At 58.7% G+C, this 26353-nt stretch carries 16 protein-coding genes; 8 read left to right on the forward strand and 8 right to left on the reverse strand.

What is annotated here, in order from left to right; all coding sequences use genetic code 11:
- Positions 1-319: 319 nt before the first annotated feature.
- From PLZ73_09325 to PLZ73_09350, 6 genes are all read right to left on the reverse strand, one after another.
- A complete protein-coding gene (locus tag PLZ73_09325; GenBank protein HOO78074.1) occupies positions 320-637 on the reverse strand; it encodes a M48 family metallopeptidase in 318 nt (105 codons plus the stop codon).
- The gene (locus PLZ73_09330) at positions 634-3546 is read right to left on the reverse strand and encodes an HsdR family type I site-specific deoxyribonuclease (protein HOO78075.1); all 2913 of its coding nucleotides are present in this window, start codon (positions 3544-3546) and stop codon (positions 634-636) included. Before PLZ73_09330 ends, PLZ73_09325 begins: the two co-directional genes overlap by 4 nt.
- Before the next feature lies 1 nt (position 3547).
- Positions 3548-8110, reverse strand: coding sequence for a hypothetical protein (locus tag PLZ73_09335; protein ID HOO78076.1), 4563 nt, complete (start codon positions 8108-8110; stop codon positions 3548-3550).
- A gap of 37 nt (positions 8111-8147) precedes the next feature.
- The gene (locus PLZ73_09340; protein HOO78077.1) at positions 8148-9425 is read right to left on the reverse strand and encodes a restriction endonuclease subunit S; all 1278 of its coding nucleotides are present in this window, start codon (positions 9423-9425) and stop codon (positions 8148-8150) included.
- Between the two features lie 110 nt (positions 9426-9535).
- Positions 9536-10210, reverse strand: a complete 675-nt coding sequence (locus PLZ73_09345; protein ID HOO78078.1) for an NYN domain-containing protein — start codon at positions 10208-10210, stop codon at positions 9536-9538.
- A 175-nt stretch (positions 10211-10385) separates the two neighbouring features.
- A complete protein-coding gene (locus PLZ73_09350; GenBank protein ID HOO78079.1) occupies positions 10386-12212 on the reverse strand; it encodes an N-6 DNA methylase in 1827 nt (608 codons plus the stop codon).
- A gap of 91 nt (positions 12213-12303) precedes the next feature.
- On the opposite strand from PLZ73_09350, the gene PLZ73_09355 reads away from it, so the two are divergent.
- Positions 12304-12609, forward strand: a complete 306-nt coding sequence (locus tag PLZ73_09355; GenBank protein ID HOO78080.1) for a thermonuclease family protein — start codon at positions 12304-12306, stop codon at positions 12607-12609.
- Between the two features lie 292 nt (positions 12610-12901).
- Here the strand turns inward: PLZ73_09355 and PLZ73_09360 are convergent, their stop codons facing one another.
- Entirely contained in the window at positions 12902-13657 is a 756-nt protein-coding gene (locus tag PLZ73_09360; protein ID HOO78081.1) for a hypothetical protein, read from the reverse strand.
- A gap of 242 nt (positions 13658-13899) precedes the next feature.
- Here PLZ73_09360 and PLZ73_09365 point away from each other — a divergent pair, with 242 nt between their 5' ends.
- From PLZ73_09365 to PLZ73_09385, 5 genes are all read left to right on the forward strand, one after another.
- Positions 13900-14328 (forward strand): cyclic nucleotide-binding domain-containing protein, encoded by a 429-nt coding sequence (locus PLZ73_09365; GenBank protein ID HOO78082.1) that lies wholly within the window; start codon positions 13900-13902, stop codon positions 14326-14328.
- 97 nt (positions 14329-14425) lie between these two features.
- Positions 14426-15355 (forward strand): DUF1566 domain-containing protein, encoded by a 930-nt coding sequence (locus PLZ73_09370; GenBank protein ID HOO78083.1) that lies wholly within the window; start codon positions 14426-14428, stop codon positions 15353-15355.
- A gap of 165 nt (positions 15356-15520) precedes the next feature.
- A complete protein-coding gene (locus tag PLZ73_09375) occupies positions 15521-18226 on the forward strand; it encodes a C25 family cysteine peptidase (GenBank protein HOO78084.1) in 2706 nt (901 codons plus the stop codon).
- Between the two features lie 111 nt (positions 18227-18337).
- Positions 18338-19474, forward strand: coding sequence for a carbon-nitrogen hydrolase family protein (locus PLZ73_09380; protein ID HOO78085.1), 1137 nt, complete (start codon positions 18338-18340; stop codon positions 19472-19474).
- 72 nt (positions 19475-19546) lie between these two features.
- Positions 19547-20947: a glutamate decarboxylase gene (locus PLZ73_09385; protein HOO78086.1), complete on the forward strand. Its 1401-nt coding sequence runs from the start codon at positions 19547-19549 to the stop codon at positions 20945-20947.
- Positions 20948-20990: 43 nt separating this feature from the next.
- On the opposite strand, the gene PLZ73_09390 is transcribed toward PLZ73_09385, so the two are convergent.
- Positions 20991-21560: a hypothetical protein gene (locus tag PLZ73_09390; GenBank protein ID HOO78087.1), complete on the reverse strand. Its 570-nt coding sequence runs from the start codon at positions 21558-21560 to the stop codon at positions 20991-20993.
- Positions 21561-22052: 492 nt separating this feature from the next.
- On the opposite strand from PLZ73_09390, the gene PLZ73_09395 reads away from it, so the two are divergent.
- Complete coding sequence (locus PLZ73_09395) at positions 22053-22799, forward strand: response regulator (protein HOO78088.1); 747 nt, start codon at positions 22053-22055, stop codon at positions 22797-22799.
- On the forward strand, positions 22796-26227 hold the full coding sequence (locus PLZ73_09400) for a PAS domain S-box protein (protein HOO78089.1): 3432 nt from the start codon (positions 22796-22798) through the stop codon (positions 26225-26227). Before PLZ73_09395 ends, PLZ73_09400 begins: the two co-directional genes overlap by 4 nt.
- Positions 26228-26353 lie beyond the last annotated feature (126 nt).

Consider the following 26353-nt stretch of genomic DNA (forward strand, 5'->3'; position numbering starts at 1 on the left):
GTTCCGCCTACTACGGGACTTCGACCGACCTGCCCGTCACCAACCCCTGAGGGGGAGGGTTCGGGGTTCGGGCCCCCGCCTCAGCCCCGGAAGATTTTTGCACCTGATTACTCTGATTAACTCTTATTGGGGAAGGGGGAAAGAGAGGGTTCAGGGTTCAGGGTTCAGGGTTCGGGGTTCAGGGAGACAGTTTTCACAGATGAGGGGAGATTAAAAGCCTCGTCCACATGCGAGATCAAGGGTTCGGAAAATGCAATAGCGGGCTCCCTACCAAATACCGACTTCTTGATCGATCATGAGATGAAGAAGGTACCGCCTTCTATAAATCCCTTGACGCCCTAGTTTCCCAGTTTTCCCAATCCGGAACGTAGACGGACATCAAGCTTTTGAACAACCGGCCGTGATTGGGAACGCGGAGATGAAGCAACTCGTGGACGATGGCATACCGCCGAAAGCCGCCGGGTTCGGCTAAAAGGTCTTCGCTGAAACTTATCCACTTCCCTGGAGAACACGACGCCCATTTATGGCGCATTTTCTGCACCCGAATCCGGGCGGGCTCGACCTTGAGTCGTGCCGCCCATGCGCGAACATCTTCCTTAAAATTCTCCTTGTCCCGGGCTTTCCGCGGCCTGCTCATTTTCCCCACGCGCGCAATAACTTTTCCGCGATCGAGATCATGCGCTCCTTGCCGACCAAGGGAAGCAGAACCCGGTAGAGCTCGGCTTTCAACTGCCTGAGTTCGGCCGCATTGTCGCGGTGGTGGGGGAATCGGTCGAAAATCGCGCCCAGGACAACCGCGGCTCTCTCCGGCCGGTCGATATCTTCTTCTTTCAAGGTCCAAAAGAACGAGAAAGTCGTCTCGTCGCATCCCATCTTTTCCTGCAATTTTTGGGCCTCGACGATTTCACGAATCAACTCCTCGATCTTCCTCAGCGCGGTTTCCGTGGTGTCCTGCCGCCTGTCGTAAGCATCCATAATCGCTTCCGCGCGATCCCCGATAGGCTTCAGATACGGATTGCTCTCGCCGTCTTCAAGCACCTTTTCCCTGATACCGTTAACCAGATTTATGATCTTGGCTTTCTCCGACCCGTTGCTTTTTTTAATGGCATCCAGCGTTTTTTCGTCGATTTCGACGACGGGAAGCGTTTCCTTGGGCCCGTAAATTTCAGCCCTTTCCCGAATCAACCGCGAGGTTTTATCGGCAACATCGTTGTAGAGTATCGTTCCTTTCCGGAAAGCGTTTCGGACGATTCGATACAGCACGGAGAGACGCCCGAAATCGTCTATGAAAATCCGCAGGCCGGGCGACGGCGACAGAATTTCGTAGAGCATCTCGATCCGTCGATAGAATTTATAGAACGCTTCCCGCTCTTCCCGGTCCGAAAAAACCTCGATCGCCCTTTCGATCGCCTTATCGTCGATCGGCCCACGGCAAAGCCGAGTGTATTCCCGGGCGGGACCGTCCATGAGTTCCTTGAACTTCTCGAACAGCAAGTCGAGGTCCTCGATAACCCCGCTGACGACCTCGGAATCGAAGGCAAGCGCCTGTTCCAGCTTCTCGAAGATACCCACGAAATCGACCACCAATCCGCACGGTTTACGCCGTTCCGGATCGCGTTCGTACGGACGGTTCACCCGGGCTATCGCCTGAAGCAAGACATGGTCGCGCATGGGCTTGTCCAGGTACATGCAGTACAGAATGGGCGCGTCGAACCCGGTCAACAGCTTATCGGTAACGATGAATATTTTCGGCAGCGTGTGCGGTTTGGGGAAAAGCTTCCGGGCTTTCTTCTCGGCTTCCGGCGTAACCTGATGCCGGTAGACGAGAGGATACCGTTCGGAGTCGTGCTGGGCCGGGGTGTAAATCGGCAAGGAGTATTCCGGAGGCAGAACTTTGTCCAACGCTTCTTTATACAGCGCGCAGGCTTCGCGGTCGACGGCCACGAGAAACGCTTTGTAACCCAAGGGTTCCACGTTGTTCGTGAAATGTTCGGCGACGAACGCCGCCACTTTCTCGACCCGGTCGTCCGCTTTCAGAAACGTCTTAAGACGCGTGGAACGATCGAGAATCTTGTTGAGTTCGTCGATATCGCTCACTCCCTCCGCTTGGGCAAGCGCCATGAATTCCCGTTCCAACTGCTCGCGCGGAACGCGGATTTCGCTCGGAGCCAAGGTGTACTTGAGCGGCACCGTCGTGCCGTCGGCGATGGACTCGGCGATCGAATATTTATCGAGATAGCCCCGTTCGTCTTCCTTCCCGAATACCTTGAAGGTGCCTTGCCCGTAGGCCGTTTTGTCGATGGGGGTCCCCGTGAAACCGATCAAGGTCGCTTTCGGCAAGGCCCCCAGCAAGTAGTTGCCCAGGTCGCCGCCGGTGGACCGGTGCGCTTCATCGATCAGGACAAAGATATTTTCGCGCGGGTTGAGGTCGGGGGGGATGCCGTCGAATTTGTGGATCATGGAAACGATCAAACCCCGAAAGTCGGCCGCCAACAATTCGCGCAGCTTTTCTTTGCTGGTCGCGTACGCGATGGAAATACCGTGCGCGGTTTCTTCTCCGAGAATCCGCTCCACCCATTCGGAGAGCTGACCTTCCAACTCGTTGCGATCGATGATCAAAACAACCGTAGCCTTGCCGAAAGTCTCGTTGTCCTGAAGAATAAGCCGGGCGGCGGTCAGCAACGTAAAGGTCTTGCCCGAACCCTGCGTATGCCAGATCAGGCCCGTCGTGCGCGAGGCGTCGGCGCAGCGCGCCAGGATACGGTCCACCGCGCGCGTCTGATGCTGCCGCAGCACCGTTTTTTGCAGTTCGTCCTCTTTATAGAAAAACAGGATCCATTCCTTCAGCATGGTCAGAAAGCGCCGGCGGTCGAAGAAAGCCTTCACCTTCTTCTCGTAATCGCCCGGTTCCTCGTCTCGCCAATTGAAGAGGTTTTTCCGGTCGAGGTTCCAGGTGGCGCCGTAGTAGAAGTCGATCAGGTGCGTGAGGTTGAAGACCTGAGGCGCGGTCAGCATCTCCGGGGTCTCGCGATGGTATTCTCGGATCTGGACCAACCCTTCTTCGATACCTTTGGCCCTAGTCGCACTCTTGGTCTCCACGACGGCCACGGGGATGCCGTTGATCAGGAACATGACATCCGCGCGGTTCGTTTCCAGGCCGTTCGTGTATTGCCACTCGTCGGTCACCTGAAAGACGTTTCGATCGGGATCGTTGAAATCGATGACGGTTACGTTGCGCTCGCGCTTCTCTTTCTCGTCGTAGCGGCTTTGTTCCCCGCGCAGCCACGCCAGAATCTCGGCGTTGCCCTCGATGGTGTTCGGGACCGCCTCGATTCTCCCGATCGCCTCCACGGCTTTATCGGCAGTAAGCCACCCCGAATTCAGCTCGATCAGCTTTTCTTCCAGGACCCTCCCGAAGAGCAAACCGCCCTCGCCCTTCCGCATCGCCACCGCCGCCGTGGGCGGCACATACGTCCACCCCGCCTGCCGCGCGTAGCGAACCAACGGTCCCTGAACGGTTTTTTTCTCCGAACCGATTTGCGCCATACTATCTTTCGAACTCCCGCAGTTCTTCCTCGATACCATATACCTCGAGACCAACCAATCTATCAATCAGGTCGAGGCAACGCGTTCGATACCCATCATCTCGGCTTTGTCGGTAGGCCCGAAGCACAAGCTCACAAATTGTGCCGGCATGTGCCAACGTGCGGTATCTCATGTTCCACCCACAACGATCCAACTCGGTGACGATAGCTTCACATGCCGCCAACAGTTCTTCGGGAATATTTGCGGTCGATCGTTCCAAAGACCGTATCAGAACTTCCATGTTCTCACTAAACGCTCGGCTCGCTAAAAAAGCACGAATCAGCCTGCGACATGCTTCGAGTTGACGCCCTTCGACCTTTTGAAAAAAGGAAGCTGCTTCAGCACGCACTTCTTTTATAGGGTCATCGAAGAAGCGAACAAGTGCGGAATGGGAAAAATCGCGGCATTTCTCGTTCGATACGTTGGCCGCGGCCACCTTTGCCGCGCCGGTGCGTTTATCATCGTCACCCGAGATGCATTCCACGACTAAGTCGAGGGCTTCCGGATTGTCAAACTGGGCCAAGCATGCTTGTCGCGCACCGGCTTCCCTGACGAATCCACTACGAGAATCAAGCATGCGGCGTATTACAGGCATCAGACGAGTAAAATGTCTATAGCTGGCGTAATATAAAAATTTATCCACGTAAGGCGTTGCGAATAACTCGTCTACATCGATCTCCACGAGCTGAAGAAATAACTCGACGGCGCGCTCTTCGTCGTGCCGGAAAAGACCTAATAGCGTGTTAGCCACTGCGGAGCGGACGATCACGGTTGGGTCACAAACCATCCGGCGGATATACGGCAAAAAGAACGGTACACGATTCGAGCAATCGAAAAGCAGGGACCCCATCCCTACGGCCGCTGACCCTCTTGTACTATTTATAGCCGCATTAAGGATCTCGCTGGGGGAAGTTGGCTCTGACCCTTTGACCGCTGTTATTACTACTTCGCTGAGCCGAGGATCGTCCGCCTCTGTTGCCAACCATCCCACTATTTTCAGTATATCTTCGGGGATGTCTTCACCGCTTAAGGATTCGATGGGACCAAGTAACCAGTGTCCGCCAGGTTTACCCTCTAAGCCGAAAACTGTTCGAACCACATCGAATACCAGGTCTTTATCGATCGGTGCGCCCCCGAGTCCTCTCAGTATGGCTTGGAAATAACACGGTTGGAGACCCACCGGCATCCGTAATACGAGACGGGCAAATCTCTCGGGATTATGGTTGGTTTCCTTTTCCAGTTCGGCAGCCAGTTCCCGGGCGCCTCCCGCTAAAAAAGAACGCGAGGACCGTTGCGAACTGCCATCCTTCTTGTCATAGATATTCATGGCGCGAAGCCACTGCTCATCCGACATCTTCCGAACCAAAGTTTCGTCGATGGGGGACTCGACGATACCGCCTTGAGGCAAGGTAAGCGGTTTCAGTACCTTTGGCTGGAATTTTCTCTGAAGCTCACGAATCCTTATCTCAACAGCCTCACTTCTCCGTTCGCGGTCGAGGGCATCCAGCATGATGAATTGCCAATACCCGTTATAGCGATGTCCGTCCCTGCTCTTTTCCCAGAGCGGATAATGCTGCAACATGGCTTCCTGCAGACGAGAGTAACTCTTCTCACTACAGGTTTTGCTGCAATGCTCGATCAATTCTCGGGCGGCCCAGTATTGAGAATTTCTAATTCCTATCCATCCCGCTTCAAGTCTCTGAAGGTTTTCCAGTACATATTCGACGGTCAGATCGGCAGAATCGGATGGGGCAACAGTCAGTGCCCGGACGAGCAAATAATTCACGCTATCGTAGTCACCATAACTACGAAGTCGCTCAAATAGCCGTTCGAACTCAGGTCGGCTAGTGCGAGCAAGTTGGCAGAGCGAGATCTCCAGTGCCTTCAAGAACGCGGACTCCATCTCGGATTGATCTTCACGAAACATCCGGATGTGCCAGACGGAATCGGAATACAGTTCCCGCGCTCTTTTATCTGCCGTTTCCGTAACAACCCTGAGAAAAAACGGGATCGCAACTTTCAGAAAGGCCAGCGGGGCGGCTTTCGCGGTATCAAGGAGAAACCTGATTCCACCGGTACTTCTTCCCGGCATGAACCGCATCGGTATATTTTTAAAGTCGATGTCCTCGGTCACCCTTGCTAAATAAGAATTAATCGCTTCGGTAGCCCATTGGGGATTTGTTCTCGGCAGCTCTTCAAGGAAAGGCCAAAAACTCGCCGCCCCTTCCTCCTCTACCAGCCCTTTATCGGCCATTGCGATAAGTAACTCAAAGGCCAAGCGAGTCGATTTGATGTGTGACCAGATTGTGAACAGGATCCGACGATTCCACTCCGCCGATTCCCCAATGTAAGGCCGGAGATAATCGATACACTCAACGGGATTGGCCCTTAAGTTCACTTGAATAATCCGCAATGCATATTCCGTTATGGAAGGATCGTCCGATGCCAACCAGCCCGTCAAAACACCGCTTTCATGGATGAACGGGAAGAGAGATCTACAATTTACAAAGGACGTCAATGCCCCTTTCGCCAGGGACGCGTTTTCATTCTCGATTATATCTTTAAGCAACTCCCAAAGGTCTTTACTCGCTTTATCCAGCCTTCCGACGACATCCAGAGCGCTTTTTTTCAGATGCAAACGGATACCTGCATCAGTCAGAACCTTCCGTAGATTTTCTATAAATGCAGCGTAATCAATACCATATTCATACAGGAGGATTTGCCTCAACGGTGCCCGCTTGAACAAGTGCTGTCCTCCGCCTTTCAGATACTCGATCAGATCACGACCCTCTGAAACAAAAAGTCGAGCAAAGACGTAATCGAAAAATTCCTCGTGAAAAAAACCTATCTGCCGACCATCGAGCACAAGAACGTGTTCCGATTCCATGGCGCGGACCGTTTGCGCGAAGTCATCGAGTACCACCTCCTCAGGAACAAATAACGCTTGCCGGGTGGTCATCCGGTCGCAGAGGCGATCAATAACTTGCATCCATTGATCGGGTCGGTCTTCCATTCGCAGCGCCACGGCCAGGCGTTTTTTTTCCCAGTAAGCGGCAAACAGATCGATGGCGTTCCCGAACCTCAACAAAGGCAGCGGTCCATCCCGGGATATTTCCGCAAGGAGAGAAAGATGCAGAGGCAGACGCCAAAGTTCAAGTTGACGCTCCGAGAAATCAGGACTTTTGTATCCCAATTTTCCGAGCGCCGACTTCACGGTCTCTATCGGAAAGAGTTCGGCTTTCACCTCCTGGGCGGGACCGGTTTCGGATACAAGCTCTCTGAGCCGGTTGTCTTTGGATAAATCGAACTGACGGCAGGCCATCAGGAGCCGCATAACAGGAAACGCCTTAGCCTGGCGAATAATCTCATGTATGCACCCGAAGAACTCAGGGCTTCGGCCGGAAGCCCAACTTACCGCGTCAAGTTGATCGATTATCAAGACGCTCGTCCGATTTCCGGCCACGTTCGCCAGAACTTCAACGGGAGAACCGGGAAGGCCGAGTTGAGCTCCGACATTCTGTGGCAACTCGGTTGGATCTAAGCGATCCACAGGAAAATAGAGATGAGGTATTCCAAGTTCTCGTATTCGTCGGATGGCTTGTCCTAATATGACGGTTTTCCCGATACCCGCTACACCCGAAACAAGGACGGAGTTCTTTTCTTCCCGGCTTTGCAGAATCCCCAAGATCGTGTCCGCCTCCGTTCGGGCAATAGAGATGTCATCGTTTATAGGCTCGAACATTCGCTCGTAGCGCTTGTTCAACTCCTCGATTGAAGCCAATACCACCATATCGTTAGCGTAATCAACCCGTCTATATCCTCGACTGCTCATCCAACCCCATAATTCATCAGCAAAAATGGTTTTGGGCACATTTTCGGAAGCATAGGCTGCAAGTCTCTCGCGTATGGTATCCGGGTCACCTCGAACAAGTGTACGCAGTTTGGTGTTAACCATTTCCGTGAGCAAGTCCTCTGAGCATGGGATAATATGTGTTCTGCACAAACTTTGATAAGCAAAGCTGATAATGGCTTCTGTCTTTTCTTCGGAGGAAACAGTTCCGTTTCTCAAGGCTATTTCTTCTATCAATGGCCCCCATACCCGCAACAACTGCTCCCAAGCTTTTCGTTTGTGGCCGGTTAAAGAGTTCGAAAGAAATTCATCCACCGTTTCCGCCTTCCGCGCCGCATCAGTCAGCTCGGACAACATATTGGCGCTCACGGTGGAAACAAAGACGAACTCCGCGTTCGGAGAAAGGGTCTTTTTGAGCGCTGTCGAGAGGACCCCGTTTCGCCGGAGTTTGGGAATGCTCCATTCGCCTAGTTCCGCGTGTTGCCGCTTGACTTGATGGTATTGTTTGGTTGGACCTGTCGTGACTACAAATTCACACCCCTCGCCTTCAACCCCAGGCGGCTCCAATCGTATCGCGTTTGATTCTTCCGCCAGGAGTTGGGCAAGGCAGAAAACGGTCCACTTCCCCTCGAAGCGGTTGCCGTACTTTTCGCTTTCTCCACCAAGTGATGGCATGTTCTATTTTCCCTAAGCTGTTTCCCCCCTCGGCCGCTTACTGAATCCCAACATCTTTCACATCTATATCCAGATCGCCAACGCGAATATTCCCAATCATCAGCTTATTGAGTAACGTCTTGAATAAAGACTGAAGGTTAGATTTTTTGTACTCGTTAGCTTGCAACCTTCGATCAAGAGATGCTAGAGCCCCAACTACATCTTCCTGCTCTCCTATCCTGTCTGGGAGCAGCACCTTGAAGTTGTTAAGCTTACTGGCACTAATATTCGATTGGCTCACCCCTTTCGATGCCAGGGCCCGAACTCGATTCTGAACCTTACTCATATTTAGGTAGTAGTTTATGAAATCAGGAGATACGACAGCAGTATCCAGACGAAGGCGAATCAGATAAGATGCAAATACCACTTTTCGATCAACGTGAAAAATAGCTGTCCGGCCAACTAGATCGTGGCTATTTGTTCGATTGAATAATAAATCTCCGTCCTCAAGACGATATTTGCTAAAAGTGGCCGCGTTTAGATCTACATATTGTAAATTAGTAAGTTCTACTCTCCCATCGACTTGGCAATTCATTCTTAGGATGGGATATGTCCCTTTTTTCTGTCCACGAACGGACAAGCCATAAAGAGAGCCCTCTAAAATTTGCGCAAACAACACCACATTCCAACTCTCGGGGATCTCGCCGATTTCGGTCATCTTGGTCTTTTCGCCGCGCAAACCATGCGTAAATACGTGTTGCATGGTGGACTTCTTGAGATCGCGAAGCGCCTGGATGATTTTGTCCTGCAATTCGATCGCCCGTTGGAGCTTCAGCAACACTGCCGCGATTTTTTTTTGTTCGACAAGGGGGGGAAGAGGAATTTCGAATTCGCCCAAGCGCGACCGCGATAGATTGGGAATGGTCGTTTTATTACCGGCCCCTTCATACACATTAAGCTGGGTCATCCCGGCCCATAGCCAATACATAACGAACAGCGGGTGAACATCGTCTCTTATCCGACGCAGGCGGTGGAGATGGTTCTGATAAAGACAATCGTTCCTTTCGCCTCGCCATATCGCGGTGCGACCAATGTCACCGCCCTCGCAAACAAGAAGATCCTCTGTTTCCAGAGCCAACGCGGCAACTTCTTCAGCGCTAAAATCCATCTCGTCTAAATCATCAAGATTCAATCTACCCCAAAGAACGTTCGCCGTTCGGAGAAAAGGACGGCGTATATTCCCCCTCTGTTTTCGTCGCGACAGGGCTTTGCCCTGCTTGATGCTGAAAGACTCCCTGATCGTAGTTGTTTGCCATTGTGGAGGGAATTCGATCACGGTTGCTTTCCTTGAAAAACGTTTTCTTCGAAATGCCAAAAAAACAAGCTCGTTCCCTGCCGCGACGCGGCAAGTTCAGCCAGAGTTGGCGATACCGGTATCGTCTGCATCTATGTAGTCCTTGTTTCCCTCACCCATTCCTCCGGACAATAAACGTGTTTGCCGCTGGGCAGGCGGACACGTCCGGGCAGTTGATGCCGGGCATACGATTCGGCGCTCAATGTGAACGAACCGGGGGCAATGCGAACGAGTTCGCGGTTCTTGCGATCGAACGGAAACGCAAAGATCAACCGCTTCCCCGAATAAAGCCGCTGAAACGCGCAAACAAGCGGCCGGAGGTCGGTATCGCCGCTGACCACTACGGCCACATCGAACTCATTGCGCGCCGCGCCTTCGATGACAGCGCAGGCGATGGCAACATCCGTCTCTTTTTCCTCGTGAGTGACGAATTGTTGTCCCGAATAAGTATCCCAAGCATCCTTGCGTTTAAAGTTGCTCAGTTCCACCTTGACGCCCAAGGCCGTCAAGGCGCGCACATACGCCCTGTGACGACTTACCTTGCCCGGCGCTATCTTTCCGAGATGTTCGGCATACGCCGTGTAGTAACGGATGACGGATAAACGGGCGGCGGCTCCCACGAGGTCGAGGTGATCCGTGAAGAGACCGCCCAGATCCAACCATTTGACGGAAACGTCGCCGAGCACTTCCGCCGCGCTACAAAGCGAATGATAGAGATTGAAGCCGTCGACGAAGAAGGCGGCACGCTGAGGTTCCGGGAAGCTCATCCCGGCCTCCCGAAGTTCGCGACCAAAAAGAAACCCGCGGGCCGGAACCCGCGGGGGACCATGTGGCCCCGAATCCAAGTCCGGGGACCGACATGGGGATGATCCATATTTAATATATCATACCCGGATACGGCGTCAACGGCCAAAAAACTCCTTGTTCGAGCGGAGCCCGCTTTCATTTTCGATCGAACCCCATTTGCGCAAAGATCTCCTTCAAGTCGGCATCGACTTTCTTGGCTTGCTCTTCCAAGCCTTGCGCGCCCCACAGTTCTTCCAGGATCTCCGGTATCGGCCGGTATTCTTCCCGTTCGCTCGTATCCACGTAGCGGGAAGGAGAAAGGTTGTAGTCGTTTTCGGCGGCTTGATCGTTGGTGACGACTTCGACGAAACGCTCGACCGAGCGCCCCGCGATGAAAGCTTGGACGATCTTCCCGATACTTTCGTCAGGAATGTAATTCTTGGGACTCCCCTTCTTGAACTCCCGTCCGGCGTTTATCAGCACGATTTTGCCCCGTCGTTGGGGCAACTTGTTGCGGTTGAGCAGGACGACGATTCCGGCCGCGGAAGTGTTGTAGAAAAGGTTGTCGGGCAGCAAAACGACGCCTTCGATCAGGTCATGGTCGACGAACCATTTTCGAATTTTCTTTTCCCTGTCCTCGTTGCGGCTCCCGCTGCCCCGGGTTACGGCGCCGGTATCCAAGACCACGGCCGCCCGGCCGGCGGCCTTGAGGGACGTCAACGTATGCTGCAACCAAGCCCAGTCGGCCTTCCCGGACGTAATCCCGCCATGCTCCTCAAAACGCCCGAAGTCGTCCTTTGCATAGGTGAAAGAATCGAACGGCTGGTTCCACATGGGATTGCTGACCACGATATCGAAGGTCCGCAACCGTCCGTCGCCGGAGCGAAATTTGGGGTTGGTCATGGAGTTGCCCCGGACGATCTCGCCGTCCATATCGTGAATGACCATATTCATCCTGGCGATGGCATAGCTCGCCCCCATAAGTTCCTGCCCGTATAACTTAAGGGGGCGACCGACCTTCAAATCGCGCTCCATGAGGGCCAGCTCGCACTTGATCAACAACCCCGCCGACCCGCATGCATAGTCATAAACCTCTTCCCCCTGGGCCGGGCGAAGCATATAGGCCATAAGCCACCCCACTTCCGTGGGCGTGAAGAACTCTCCGGCGCTCTGTCCCTGCCCTTCCGCGAATTTTCGGAGAAGGTACTCATAGCACCTGCCCAGGAAATCCGGTTCGACGTCGTATAGACCCAAACGATAGCGGGGATCGGAGAGCGCCTCGATGATGCCGGCCAAGGCGGTATCGCTGATCTCTCTTTCGCCGTTTCGGGTTTCGTTGAAATCGACCACGTCGATGACGCCGCCGAGATCCTTGTTCCGATCCCCGGCGTTGGCTTTGACAATGGCGCGCATTGTGGTCGTGAGCTGCTCGCCGAGGGATTTCGGTTTTCGCGCCTTAGACCAAGCGAACTGCTCGCGGCCGCTGACCACGGACCAACGAGCTTCGGGAGGAATATAAAAACGAACCAAGCTTTTATCGGCCTCCACGATGGAGAGCGCGGTCTCCCGATCGCCGTAGGATTCGGCGAGGCGATCGAGCTCGTCTTCAAAAACATCGGAAAGACGTTTTACGAAAACCAGGGGAAGAATGTAATCCTTGAACTTGGGAGCATCCTTCTCTCCCCTGATCGAACAGGCAGCCGTCCAAAGCATCTGTTCCATGGCCTTGGTCGTGAGAACGTCGTCCTTCGACATCCGTCGCCGCTTGCGGCCGTTGAGGGCGCCGGACTCGCCGCCGAAACCCACCTCGGATATCAGGTCGGAAATCGCTTTTTGGGCCTGGCCGCGAGGAATACTGCGGCCGTTTTCCCAACGGTTCAGGGTGGAAAAAGCCACGCCCAGTCGGGCGGCAAGTTCTTCCTGGCTCAGATCGAGCTTGCTTCTCAACTGCTTTAAAATCTCCGGTATTTCTTTATCGTCCATGGCGGTCCCCTCAATTTCTGATGTTATAATGCTATAGCATTTATAGCTTATGTCAAGCTTGATTTTGGGGGATTTTTCGGATATATTATCGGTGAAGAAACAGAAAACCGTAACCGGGAGGGCAACCATGCCTCGAAAAGAACGCGTTACCAGGGTGATAGACGGCGATACCTTCATGACGGCCGGCCGTAAGAATCCGGTGCGGCTGGCGAACGTCGATACGCCGGAAAAGCGACAACCGGGATATCAAGCGGCCAAACAAACCCTATCAAACTTGATTCAGGGAGAAACGGTGACCATCGATACCAAGGCCAGGGATATTTATGGAAGGGCCGTGGCCAACGTGAAAATCGGCAATCGATCGGTCAATGCGGCCATGAAAAAGCATGGCAAATAACAAAGCGGTCAAACCGAGGAAAGAAGGAGGGCGGCACCGAGGCGGAGTAAACCTCCTTTGTGAGATCAAATATTCGGGGGAGGGAAGCAGAGAGCATGGAGCATAGGGCATTTTCAGCCCCTGAACCCCGAACCCTGAACCCTCTCTTACCCCCTTTCCCGATTCTTCCCCCGTCAGAGCAATCAGGTACAGAAACGGGTTCGGGGTTCAGAAGACAAAGAGGCTAGGAGACAGCATCCCCTCCAGCTCCTCTATCTGTGAAATCCGTGGACAATCCCCGGGAGTCGAGGATTTAGAAAAGCACGCCCAGGCCGAACATGATGCCCCGGAGCTGGGCGTCCAGGGCGCTGTCGTTGCGGCCGCCGCTGAACCGGTAGCCGACCGTCCGGTAACCGGCTCGGGCGGCCAGGTAATCGGTGATCTCGTACTGGATCTGAAAGTACAGCTCGTAAATCAGGTCCGAGTCTCCGCCGCCGCCGATGGCCAGGGTCGGATTGAGCACCAGGCCGGGGAGGGTCTTGGGGAAGAGGGTAATGCAGGGCCGGACGACGAAGATGGGATCGATCACGTCGCTTTTCCGGGTGGCGCTGCCCCCTCCGGTCAATTCCAGTTCGTTCTTCAGATGCAGGGTTCTCACTCCCAGGAGGAGATCGAACGTCTGCTGCTTGGCCCACCCCTCGATCCGGTACCCCAGGGCCGCCTCGCCCAGGATCATGTCGATATTGAAGGTCCCGCCCCGGGGCTGGTCCTCCACCTTCATCTTGTCGGTGCGCAGCGAGTAGTAGTCCACCTGGGTCCAGAAAAGAAAGTCGTCGTACTCGACGATGCCGAGCACCGAACCGGCGAGTTTGGCGGCGGCGAGGAAATCGCTGGTCGACCTGTCGAAATCGACCTTGTAGCCGTTGACGGTGGCGTCTCCCGACAGTCCCAACAACCATATATAGGGGGTGATCTCGACGCTCCACTCCCGCGGTTCGGCCCCCGGCGACGCCGGCGCCAGGGCCAGGAGGATCGCCGCCGCAACCAACGTAACTGTCGTGCCGCGCATACCTTTCCTTCGGTTCCGGTTGACCCGCCAATTATGGGACGAGGAAACGCATTTCGCAAACCGAATAACTTCTCACGGCTCGCATCGGGGAACGGCTCGAGCTGACCTTCCCCGGCGGCGGCGGGTCCGAAGGCAAACTCTGAGTGTCGCCGGCTCGCGGCCGGAAAACATTAAAGATTCCGGTTTCACGCGCGGCGTGAGATAAAGTATCAGGCATACAGCCGTCAATCGGAGGAACCGAGATGGACATTGCTCAACATCCCTTCATCTCCCGGTTCAGTCCCAAGGGCCGGACGCGCCTGGTCTCGGAAGCCCAGGTCGTCGACCTCCCCGCCGGGAAAGTTCTCTTCCGGGAGGAAGACCCCGCCGATTCCCTCTGCCTGGTTCTGGAGGGGACCGTGGAGATATTCAAGACGCCGGCGCCGGACCGGGTGGAGACCCTCTCCCGGATGGGGCCGGGGGAATTCTTCGGAGAAATGGGGGTCCTGGACGAGGCGCCCCGCAGCGCCGGGGCCAGGGCGGCGGAGGATTCGGTTATCGCCCTGGTTCCCGCCAAGGTTTTCCAGTACGTTCTGCGCGAAGAACCCAGCGCCGTCGCCCTGGAAGTAGTGGGAAGGATGTCGCAGCGCCTGCGCGAGGCCAACATCCGCCTGATGAAGAAAATCACCTAACGAGAACTCACCGGATAGGGCGCGGAGGCCCGGAGCAGCCGGAGGGGGAAAGGGTCGGCGCGAAGACAGCGACGATCCTCGGCATAAGGAGCTTACGATGAGATGTGTCATAGCGGCGGCCGCGGTTATGGCGGCGGCGGGAGGCACGGCGGCGGCGGCAGATTTCGACGGAGACGGGACCGAGGACGTCGCCGTTTTCCGGGAGAGTTCGGGGATGTGGGGAATCAGGGGCGTGACCCGGGTTTTCTTCGGGAACTCCGACGACCGGCCCGTGCCCGGCGACTATGACGGTAGCGGAACCGACCGGACGGCGATCTTCCGAAGTTCCAGCGGGCTGTGGGCGGCGCGGGGGCTGACCCGGCTCTACTTCGGAACCGGCGACGACGCCCGCCCGGGGGACTACAACGGCGACGGGACCGACGAACCCGGAATCTTCCGGGGAAGCTCCGGCCTCTGGGCGGCTCGGGGCGTCACCCGTCTCTACTTCGGGAAGACCGGCGACACTCCGGTTTCGCCCGGAACCGCCGGAACCTCCGGGGGAGAAGAAACCCTGCTATGGACCGGCCAGACGGAGAGCTTCCGGACCGGAGACGACGGTTACTACCGGAAAGGGGCGCGCTTCAGTTACCAGACCCTGGACCCGGCCGGCAACGGCGAAATCGTCACCGTCGACCTGGTCACCGGCCTGATGTGGGCCGCGGACGGATACGGGAAAGGCTGCGGATACGGCAACGAAACTCCCTGGAACTCGGCGATCGACTGGGCGCAAGATTTGACCTTCGCCGGATATTCCGACTGGCGCCTGCCCAACCGGAGGGAACTGGAGTCGCTGATCGACATCGGGCGCTACAGCCCCGCCATCGACCCCGTTTTTTTCCCCCACACCAGGACGGACGGCTACTGGACGGGGAGCACTCCTCAAATTTACACGTACAATGCCTGGGGGGTGGTCTTCCACGGCGGCTACCTGCTCCAGCACGACAAGACCGAGAACGGATACGTCCGCGCCGTCCGCGGCGGCAGGTAGCCGGGGATCCGGCATCTACGAACGGCTATCCCGGTAGGGCCCAACGGCGACGAAAAAGAAAACCGGCGGGAGCTCCTTGACCAGCCCCGGCGCTAAGATAATAATTTTCATAAGAGGGGTAGGCACGGGCTCCCCGTAAGGCGCTGACAACGCCAAGGAAGTTCCGTGAACGCAACCCGGTTCGGTTTCGGGGTCGGCGTGGTGCTTCTGCTGGCCGCCCCGCTCGGAGGCTGGGACCAGCAACTCCCGGGGCGGGGCAACGCCCCGGGCGCCGGGAGGGAGGGAAGCCTCGTCGTCACCCTGAAAGCCGGCGAGTTCGAGTTCGACCAGAACCCGGACGGCACCCGGACCGTGAGGATGCGGGGGTTCCGCCTCCGGGGAGACCCGGGCGAACCGCTTTTGCCGTTTAGGATATATTCCCTCCTCCTGCCCCCGGAGGCATCCCCGGACGGGCTCCGGGCGGAAGTCGTCTCCTCCCGAACCCGATCCCTGCCCGGGCCCTACCGTCTCGCGCTCGCCCCCCCCATCGTACCCATGGGCCGCCACGATCCGGCGCAGCCCGGGGAGGGGCGCGCCGCCACGGGCCGGCCTGGAGCGGAACCGGCGGCGCCCCTCTTTCCCCCGGAACCGGTCCGGCTGCTGCCGGCGATGCGGATGCGGAAATGGCTGGGAACACGGTTTCTGTTTACTCCCCTGCGCTATCGCCGCGCCGACCGATCTCTCGTGCTCACCGAAGAAATCCAGGTCCGGATCGTCTACCGCCGCCGCCCCCTCGGCCCGGACTCCCGGCTCCTCCAAGACTCGGTCCTGGACGACATCGCCCCGGAGATTTTCGATAACTTCTCCCCGGCCCGGGCCTTCTATGGGCGCCCCGTCACGGGAAAGGCGACGGCGGGCACCTACGACTACGTCATCATCACCAGCAACGCGGTCCGCAACGGAAGCGCCAAGCTGGCATCATTCGCGGCCCACAAGCGCCGGCGCGGGCATCGGGTGCTGGTAATCACGGAGGATCAGTGGGGAACGAAAGTCGGCCAGGCGCCTAACCACAACCCGGAGAAGATCAGGAAGTGGCTCCAGGACAATTACCTCGGCCTCGGCATCAACTACGTTCTCCTGGTTGGGGACCCCTACCCCGACTGGAACGAGAGCGTTCAGGGAGAGGTGGCCATGAAACTGTGCTGGCCCTGGGTGAGAAACCCCGAATACGGCTGGGACGCGGCCCCGACCGACTATTATTACGCCGACCTGACCGGGAATTGGGATCTGAACGGCAACGGTTACTTCGGGGAATATTACGACGACACCCAAACCGGGGGGGTGGACATAGTCCCCGAGGTCCTGGTGGGGAGGATCCCCGTATACAACGGCTCCTATGCCGATCTGGACGCGGTCCTGGAAAAGCTGATCGAGTACGAAAGCGAATCCGACATAGCCTGGCGCCGAAAGGCGCTTCTGCCCATGAGCTTTCTCAGCGCCGGATACGATCAGGCGGCGCTGGGCGAACAGATGCGGGATTTCTACCTGGCTCCGGCGGCCTTCACCTCGTTCCGGATGTACCAGCAGGGGTCCGGGCCCTGCGGGGCGGACTCGGCGTACGCCAGCGAAGCGGAACTGAGGGGAGGGACGGGAGTCCGCGACCGCTGGGCGGCCGATCCACCAGGGATCGTCTGCTGGGCCGGCCACGGCAGCAGCGACACGGCCATGGTCGGCTACGACGCCTGCTGGGACGGAGTCCTTTTCGACAGCGCCTCCTGCCCCGCTCTCTACAACCGGCGGGGAGCGTTCACTTTTCAGGATTCCTGCGAGACCGGATACCCGGAGTCCGCCGGTAACCTCCAGTACGCGCTGCTGCGGCGAGGAGCCGCGGCCGCGGTGGGAGCGACCCGATCGTCCTGGGGCGACAGTTACCGGGATTCCTACGGCAACTTCGACGGGAGCCCCACCGCATCGGGGATCGGGTACGAGTACCTGCGCCGAGTCGTCGCGGGGGAAACGGCGGGGGAAGCGCTCTACTTCGCCAAGCAGGCTCTCTCCGAAGCCCTGCTCAACTATCAATGGCTGATGAACCTCTACGATTTCAACCTGCTGGGGGACCCGGCTCTGGACCTTTACGCCACCGGGCCTTCGGCCGCGACGGCGAGCGGAGATTACGACGGCGACGGTCGAGCCGATATCGCCGTCTTCCGGCCGACCACCGGACTCTGGGCGGTGCGCGGAGTCACCAACCTGTATTTCGGGGGCCCCCTGGACTCCCCCGTCTCCGGCGACTACGACGGGGACGGAACAGCGGAGGTCGCCGTCTACCGAGGAACGACCGGCCTGTGGGCGGCACGGGGCATCACCCGGTTTTACTTCGGGACCTCCAGCGACCTGCCCGTGCCCGGAGATTACAGCGGCGACTCGACCTCCACGGCCGCCCTCTTCAGCCCGTCCCGAGGCCGCTGGTTGTTGAAAAACCTCAGCCGGATTTACTTCGGCTCCGACTTCGACCTTGCCGTCCCCGGAGACTACGACGGAGACGGAACCACGGAACCCGCCGTTTTCCGGCCTCCCCGCGGACTCTGGGCGGTCCGGGGCTCGACCCGTTTCTTCTTCGGGAACTCCGACGATGTGCCGCTCCCGGGAAACTACGGCGGCGACGGGACTTCAAAAGCCGCCATCTTCCGCCCCCGCTCCGCGTACTGGGGGGTGCGAGGGGTTACCCGGGTCTACTTCGGGGCCTCCTCGGACCGGCCGGTTCCCGCCGATTTCGACGGCGACGGCGCCGACGACATCGGAATTTTTCGCGACAACTCCGGCCTCTGGGCGGCTCGATCCCTGACCCGGGCCTATTTCGGGGCCCCGGGCGACGTCCCCGCCACCCGCTGACCTTCCGACCGTGCCTCTTGCGGCGACGGTGGGACCCTTGCCCGATCCCCGCGATGACGGTACAATCGTAACCGGGCTACAGCGGCAATCGGGCAAGCAAAGGAGCGGGAAGTGACGCGGTCTTCAGGCCATCCGGGAAGCGGCGAGGGGTCCCAAATCCGGGGAAGGTACTCCGACGGAACTCCCGAATACCGTCCGGCGGTCACCGACGGGTACCGCCGGTTGAAAGTACGGGCTGCGGTCTACGCGGCCCCCCCTCCCCGGGGAGCGGGGATCCGTCTCGGCGTCTACCAGGTCCAGGCCGACTGCGGCCCGGGAGCCAAAGAAAAAAACCTGGCCCGGATGGACAAGGCGATCGCGACCGCTAAGAACTTCGGGGTTCAGCTCCTGGCCTTTCCCGAGCTCTTCGTTCCCGGTTACGCCCTCGGCCCGGAGGAAGCGAGAACGGCGGCCGAGCTTCAGGACGGCCCGAGCCTCGCCCGGGCGCGGGAGGCGGCCGGAAGAAACGGCATGGCCCTCGTTCTTCCCTACGCCGAAAAAGCGCAATCCCCCGGCGGCGGGTTCCGTTACTACGACAGCGTGGCGGTCATCGACGAAAACGGCGAGCTGCTCGACAGCTACCGCAAAACCCATCTTTACGGCCAACAGGAACGCGACAACTGGAGCCCGGGAAACAGCGAGTTCCCGGTCCACGCGGTCTTCGGATTCCCCTTCGGGGTCCTCAACTGCTACGAATGCGAGTTCCCCGAACCGGCCCGGATACTGGCCCTGCGGGGGGCGAAGCTGATCGTGGGCCCCACCGCCGCCGACCGCTATTACCGCCTTCCCGACGGCCGCCGGAGCACGGTCCCCTACCCCGACATCGCCCGGCTCCTGCTCCCGGCCCAAGCTTATTTCAACAACCTCTTCTTCGCCTACGCCAACCGCTGCGGGTACGAGCGCCGCGGCGAGGACGAGTGGCATTACCGGGGCAATTCCATCGTCTGCGGACCGCACGGAGACGTCGTCGTCGCGGCCGAGAGCGAGCAGGACACCCTGCTGGTGGCGGACTGCGTTCCCTCCCGCTACGGAATGACCCACCCGGCCCCGAAATACTATTACCTGCGGGACCGGCGCCCCGAACTGTACGGCCGGTTGGTCTCGAACTCGGCGCGTTTTCTCGAAATCGACCCCGACGCCGTCGATCTCGAAACCGACTTCCTGGCGGGCGGGTTCGTCTACCCGGCCGGGGAGGAGCGGACGGACTAGGCAACCGGAGGACGCGCAGGATTTCCGCGGCGGCGGTCGGTCGCCGTCAACCCCGAGCCCGAGAGGACGGCCATGCTCTCCAAGAAAGTCGATTTGGACCAGGTCAGGGATTCCCGCAAGGGGCACGCCAGCACCTACAGCCTCCGGTACTTCAAGGAGGAAGTGCCCAAGTTCGAACTGCCGGAAAAAACCATGCCCGCCAACGCCGCCTACCAGATCATCCACGACGAGCTCAAGCTCAACGCCCGGCCCGGCCTGAACCTGGCCAGCTTCGTCACCACCTGGATGGAACCGGAGGCCGAGCGTCTGATCTCGGAAAACCTCAACGTCAACTTCATCGACCACGACGAATACCCCCAGACCGAGGTCATCCACCACCGGCTGGTCAACATGCTCGCCCGGCTTTTCAACTCGCCGCCGGATTGCGCCTCGGTGGGAACGGCGACGGTCGGATCCTCGGAAGCGATCATGCTCGCCCTCCTCTCCCACAAGTGGACCTGGCGGCTGAAGAGGCAACGGGAAGGCGGACCGGCGGACCGCCCGAACATCGTCTTCGGCGCGGACGCCCATATCTGCTGGGAAAAATTCGCCCGCTACTTCGACGTGGAGATGCGGGTAGTCCCCCTGACCAAGGACCGCTTCTTCATCACCGCGGAACAGGTCGAGCCCCTGATCGACGAAAACACCACCTGCGTGGGGGGGATCCTGGGGACCACCTGCACCGGGGAAGCGGACGACTTCCAGGGGCTCGACCGGCTCCTGGTCAGGATCAAACGGGAGCGGGGATGGGACATACCCATCCACATCGACGGGGCCAGCGGCGGCTTCACGGTACCCTTCACGCGCCCCGATCTGCGCTGGGATTTCCGTCTGGAGCAGGTCAAGTCGATCAACGTCTCGGGGCACAAGTTCGGGCTGGTCTATCCGGGGCTGGGCTGGGTGATCTGGAGGGACGAATCCGATTTTCCCGAAGAACTGATCTTCAAAGTCAACTATCTCGGAGGCTGGATGCCTACCTACACGCTCAATTTTTCCCGGGGAAGTTTCCCGATCATCGCCCAATACTACAACTTCCTGCGCCTGGGACGGGAGGGGTACGCCGAAATCATGGGCAACTGCCTGGAAAACGCCCGCTACCTGGCCGGCCGCCTGGAAAAGTCGGGAAAATTCGAGATGATCAACCGCGGCTCCCTGCTGCCGATCGTCGCCCTGCGGCTGCGGGAGGGCACGAAAGGCTACACGGTCTTCGATCTTTCGGAGAAACTGCGCGAGCGCGGCTGGGTGGTCTCGGCCTACACCCTTCCCCCCGACGCCCAGGATCTGGCGGTCATGCGGGTGGTCTGCCGCGAACACTTCAGCCGCGACATGGCCGACATTCTCTGCCGGGACACCCTGAGCGCGATCGCCCGGCTGGAGGAGCGCGGCGCGTCCGGGCCCCGGCCCGGGGAACCTTCCCGGCACCGCCCCTGTTGAGCCCGGACGGCCGCCGGGGGCGGCACCGGAGAAAGCATTCCCGCTAAGGGCGCGACGTCGTTACCTTGATTTCCTTGATATAGAGGCCGCCGCCGTAGGAACCGATGAGCCCCGGGCAACATTCCTCCACGGTCAAACCGGCCCGGACCACCAGGTTGCCGAGATCGTACGGATAACTTCCCCAGGGTATCAGGATAGGAAGCGCCGTAACCGTTTCCTGCCAGGCGGAGGTGCTCAGGCCCGAAGTGTAGGTATCGGCCACCAGCGTCCGCCACGTACTCCCTCCGTCGCGGCTGTACTCGATCGTCATGGAGATCACGCCCTTGTTGGCGACGTGGTGCTCCTTCCATTTGACATAGAGGTAGCGGAACTTCCCCGTCGCCGGAGAAAACGGCAGGGGCTCGAACCCATACCACTCGCTCCAGGCTTCGAATTCGTTGCCGTCGGCGCAGGTGCTCGAACACTGATAATAACTGTATCCGGGCGCCTGCATGGCGTCTTCCTGATCGGAAAAGTCCCCCGAGGAAGCGGTCGGATGAGAATCCGCCGCCAGGACCGAAACGGTCAGCGCCGCCCAACCGGCCGCCGCCGCCCCCCAGTTCCATAGTTTCATATCGGACCTCCTTTTTTCGCCGACAGAAGTGCCGGCGGTGTTCGGTACCAAACCGGTTTACGAAGCCTCCGGCCCGTGAAACGCGCCTTCTTCCGCCGGGTACGGCGCGCGGGCACTGACGCTTTCTTAGTAGCAGGAGACGTGCCATTGACGACCGAAAACGAGACGGGACTCCTCAAGCCATTCCGGATCAATAAATAGCGGAATCCCGGCGGGGACGGCGCCCGGGAGCGTGAACCGGGACGATGTCGCGATATGCAACAACTGGACCGAACTGCGTGCTCTCTGCTCCCCCCAACGGGGGGCGGCGGGAGTCTTTCGCTTCGATTTGCCTTTTATCCGGCGCGGGTCTCTCCTATACTTTCAGCGGGGAGCCGGTGGGGGGAAAAACACCCTTTCGCCGAACGCAGCTCGAGTAATCCGTCCGCCGAACCGAATCCCCCGGGCGAAGTGTATTTTCCCGTGCGGGGGACGAGAGCGAGCTCGATCGACATGCCCTACAACATACTGCTGGTCGACGACGACAAGGATTTCTGCGGGGAGTTCCGGGAGTTTTTCAGCGGATACCGGGTGATCACGGCCGCCGACGGCGAGGAAGCTCTGGCGATCCTGAAAAAACCGCACGAGATCGACCTGGTCATCCTGGACGTGAACCTCCCCGGCCTCCACGGCATCCAGGTCCTGAAGCGGATCAAGCAGTCTTCCCCCTCCCCTCACGTCGTCATCCTCACCGGTTACGGCTCCAAGAACATCGTGATCGGGGCCCTCAAGGGGGAAGCCGACGATTACCTGGAGAAGCCGCTGGACGCGGAAAAAACCAAGCTCATCATCGAAAACCTTCGCCGCGCCGCCGGCGGGAAGAGGAACCTCGATTCCGAGGATATGGCCGGCAAGATCGAACGGATCAAACTCTTTCTGAAAAGGAACCGGCATAAAAAAGTAACCCTCGACGACGTGGCCGGGCTGGTTTGCCTGAGCCCGAAATACGTCAGCCGCGTATTCAGAGAGACGACCGGAGAAGGTTTCAACGAGTACAAGCTCCGCCTCAAGATCGAACAGGCCCGGGAGTGGCTGCGGGATTCCGGCCACAACGTCGCCTCCATCGCTTACTCGCTCGGCTACCTGAATCCGGAATCGTTCATCCGGATCTTCAAAAAAAACACGGGCATGACTCCCTCCGATTATCGGAACCGGGCCGGACGGACGAAACAAGCTCGGGGAAACCGTCCGAAGCGATGAGCGAACCGAGAAAAAAGGGAGAAACGACGCCGCGGGGAAAAATCTCCGCGAGGTCCGGGCGGCGCACCCGCGAGGGGAACCGGGCCCGCGACCGGCGCCGCGGGCCCGCGGCCCCCGGAACCGTCCCGGGGCAGAACGCGGATTTTTTCGAAAAAGCCCCCGTCGGCTATTTCATCCTGACCGGAAGGGGCCGCGTCTCCCGCTGCAATTCCCACGGACTGGAACTGCTGGGCCGGGTGCGGGAGGAAGTCCGGGGGAAAGCGTTGGCCTCGTTTCTGCCGAAACGGGATCGCGGCCGGTGGAACGCCCACCTGGAACGCGTCCTAAGTGCGGGACGGGGAGAACCGGTCGAGTTCCAACTCGACCCCCTTCCCGGAGAAAACTCTTCCCGTTGGATCGTGTTCAGGACCGAAAAACTGGAAGACGGGGGCAAGGAGGTCCTCTGCAGCACCGCCGCCGATATCACCGAACGCAAGCTCAGGGAAGATCATCTGGGACGCCAGCGCAGCCTGCTCGAAAGCGTGATGCGGACCACCGACGTCATGCTGGTCTATCTCGACCTCGATTTCAATTTCTCCTGGGTCAACGAGGCGTACGCTCGAACCTGCCGGTTGCGGCCGGAGGAGATGGTGGGGAAAAACCATTTCGCCCTCTACCCCGATAAGGAGAACGAGGCGATCTTCCGCCGGGTCCGCGACACCGGGGAAGGCGTTTTCTACAAAAACAAGCCCTTCGTCTTCCCCGATCAGCCCGAACGGGGGACCACGTACTGGGATTGGAGCCTGACGCCGGTCAAGAATTCCGGCGGCGAGGTCGGCGGCCTGGTCTTCTCCCTGCGCGAAACCACCCGATACGTACGGGCCCAGGAAAAACTGCGGGCCACCGTCGCCCGCCTGAAACTGGCGCAGACCTCGGCCGGGGCCGGGGTGTGGAACTGGGATATTCCCACCGGAACCCTGGAATGGTCGGAGGAACTTTTTCGGCTCTTCGGCCTGGCCTCGAGCGGCACCGGCGCCGACTTCGCTACCTGGAGGAGCGTGCTCCATCCTGACGACCGCCGGCGGGCGGAAGATCGCATCCGCCGGGCCATCGCCCGGCGAACCCCTCTCTCCAGCCAGTACCGGATCGTGCTTCCCTCGGGGGAAGTGCGCTGGATCAACGCTCTCGGGGACACCGTCTTCGACGCCTCCGGCAAACCCGTGCGCATGTCCGGCATCTGCATCGACGTCACCGCCGCCAAGCGTGCGGAAAACGCCCTGCGGGAAAGCGAAGAACGGTACCGCAAGGTGGTGGAGCGGGCCAACGACGGCATTCTCATCGTCCGAGGGGCAACGGTGGCCTTCGCCAACCGGAAACTGGCCCGGATGTCCGGCTACTCCGTCTCCGAACTGATCGGAACCCCGTTCTCCCGCTACGTCCAACCCCGGGAACGGGAAAAGATATTGAAGCGTTACCGACGGCGCATGGCGGGGAAGCGGGTGAAGTCGATTTACGAAACCGTCCTCCGGCGCAAGGACGGCAGTCTTCTTCACGCCGAAATCAACGCCGGCCGGATCAAGATCGAGGGGGAAGACGCCGATCTGGTCTTCGTTCGGGATATCGGCCTCCGTAAACGGGCGGAGGCGGCGGCCGGGGAAGAAGAGAAGCGGCTGAAGGGGATCCTCGATTCCATGGCCGATCTCGTCTATATCACCAACGCTCAATACGAAATCGAGTACGTCAATCCGGCGATGAAACGGGCCTTCGGGGCGGCCAGAAACCGAAAATGCTACGCCTACCTCTACGGCCGGAAACGTCCCTGCCCCTGGTGCCGCTTTTCCCGGGTACTGAAAGGGAAACACCTGCGACGCAAGTGGGAAACCGCCGAGAAAGGCCGCGCCTACGACGTCCTGGAGACCCCGATCAGACATGCCGACGGGAACGTCTCCAAGCTGAAAATCATGCGGGACATCACCTCGGAAAAACGCATGCGGCAGGAAGTCGAGACCCTCTCCCGGTTCCCGTCGGAAAACCCCAATCCGGTAATCCGGGCCGACGAAACCGGAAAAATCATCTATGTCAACGCCGCCGGGCGGCGCCAACTGCAAAACTGCGTCATCGGGGGCCGGCTCCCGCCGGACCTGAGCCGGAGTGTCCGCACGGCGTTGCGCACGGGAAAAATCAGGAACCTGGAACGAAGCGAGGACCGGAATCGAACGTTTCTCTATTCGATCGCGCCGGTGAAGGCGAAAGGATACGCCAATCTCTACGGAATGGAGATCAGCAAACTCAAGCATTTGGAGGAACAATACCGGGAAATCAACGCACGCCTGGAAGAACTGGTCGGCCGCCGCACCGAGGAGCTCAGGGGAGCAACCGACCTGCTGGAGCGGATCTTCGCCAACACCCATTTCCTCCTGGCCTATCTCGATCCCGGCTTCAATTTCATCCGGGTCAACGACGCTTACGCGCGGGCCGAAGGACGTTCCCGCAAGTTTTTCGCCGGGGAAAACTACTTCCATCTTCATCCCCATAAAGAAACCGAAACCGTATTCCGCCGGGTAAAAAAGACCGGAAAACCCCATATCGCCTACGACCGGGAGTTTTTCCTGCCGGGGGGGACCGGAGAGAGACCCACCTACTGGGACTGGTCCCTGCATCCGGTTAAGAATCAACGGGGAAAAACGGAAGGTTTCGTCCTGGCCCTGGTCGACGTCACCGAGCGCAGGAAGACCGAACTGGAACTGGAGCGTCTTCAGACCGAAATGGCGGAATCCAAGCGCCTCTCCTCGATCGGGACCCTCGCCGCCACCGTCGCCCACGAGTTGCGAACGCCCCTGGGTACGATCGGACTGGCAGCGGCCAACCTGGAGAAAAAAAACCGCGCTCCGGAGCTTGCCGGGCATATAGAAAAAATCGAACGAAAAGTTCGGGAGAGCAACCAGATCATCTCCAATCTCCTCACCTTCACCCGGATCAAGTACCCGCGGTATCGGACCGTCAGGCTCGATCGGATCCTGCAAGAGGCCGCCAAGACGGCCCGGGAACGCTACCCGCTGAAAAAGACGCACTGGGCGTTGAAACTGGAGAATCTGGAGAAACGGCCGATCGAAGCCGATTACGTCCAGATCCTGGAGGTGTTCTCCAATATCATCATCAACGCCTGCCAGGCCGTGGCCGACCGGACGGGACGGATCGGCGTGGAGGGGCGGATCGATGAGAGCAGGCAAGCGGTGGTGACGGTCACGGATAACGGCGTAGGCATGGACGAGCACGAACTGCCGCGGGTGTTCGAACCGTTCTACAGCGGAAAAAAAACCGGAACCGGACTGGGTCTGGCGTTGAGCAAAGAACTGACGGAACTCCACGGGGGTTCGATCGAAATCTCCAGCGAGAAGGGGAAGGGAACCGCCGTTACCGTCGTCCTGCCCCAAAAACGAGGCGCCTGACTACCGACAACCCGGCTCCCCCCGGGGTCTTTTTCCCTCCATGCGGAAAAAAGTCAGGAAAAAGGAGAACGAGACAATTCCTACGCCTCCGATTCTTCTCGAAAATATCGTCATCTAGGAGGGAGT

The organism is bacterium (assembly GCA_035380285.1).
Classification (GTDB): domain Bacteria; phylum Auribacterota; class Erginobacteria; order Erginobacterales; family DAOSXE01; genus DAOSXE01.

Coding starts and splice junctions, on each gene's coding strand:
- PLZ73_09335 (HOO78076.1), bottom strand. CDS start 8,110: ATGCCATCACTTGGTGGAGAAAGCGAAAAGTACGGCAACCGCTTCGAG.
- PLZ73_09350 (HOO78079.1), bottom strand. CDS start 12,212: ATGGACGATAAAGAAATACCGGAGATTTTAAAGCAGTTGAGAAGCAAG.
- PLZ73_09400 (HOO78089.1), top strand. CDS start 22,796: ATGAGCGAACCGAGAAAAAAGGGAGAAACGACGCCGCGGGGAAAAATC.
- PLZ73_09330 (HOO78075.1), bottom strand. CDS start 3,546: ATGGCGCAAATCGGTTCGGAGAAAAAAACCGTTCAGGGACCGTTGGTT.
- PLZ73_09370 (HOO78083.1), top strand. CDS start 14,426: ATGAGATGTGTCATAGCGGCGGCCGCGGTTATGGCGGCGGCGGGAGGC.
- PLZ73_09395 (HOO78088.1), top strand. CDS start 22,053: ATGCCCTACAACATACTGCTGGTCGACGACGACAAGGATTTCTGCGGG.
- PLZ73_09385 (HOO78086.1), top strand. CDS start 19,547: ATGCTCTCCAAGAAAGTCGATTTGGACCAGGTCAGGGATTCCCGCAAG.
- PLZ73_09390 (HOO78087.1), bottom strand. CDS start 21,560: ATGAAACTATGGAACTGGGGGGCGGCGGCGGCCGGTTGGGCGGCGCTG.
- PLZ73_09360 (HOO78081.1), bottom strand. CDS start 13,657: ATGCGCGGCACGACAGTTACGTTGGTTGCGGCGGCGATCCTCCTGGCC.
- PLZ73_09365 (HOO78082.1), top strand. CDS start 13,900: ATGGACATTGCTCAACATCCCTTCATCTCCCGGTTCAGTCCCAAGGGC.
- PLZ73_09325 (HOO78074.1), bottom strand. CDS start 637: ATGAGCAGGCCGCGGAAAGCCCGGGACAAGGAGAATTTTAAGGAAGAT.
- PLZ73_09345 (HOO78078.1), bottom strand. CDS start 10,210: ATGAGCTTCCCGGAACCTCAGCGTGCCGCCTTCTTCGTCGACGGCTTC.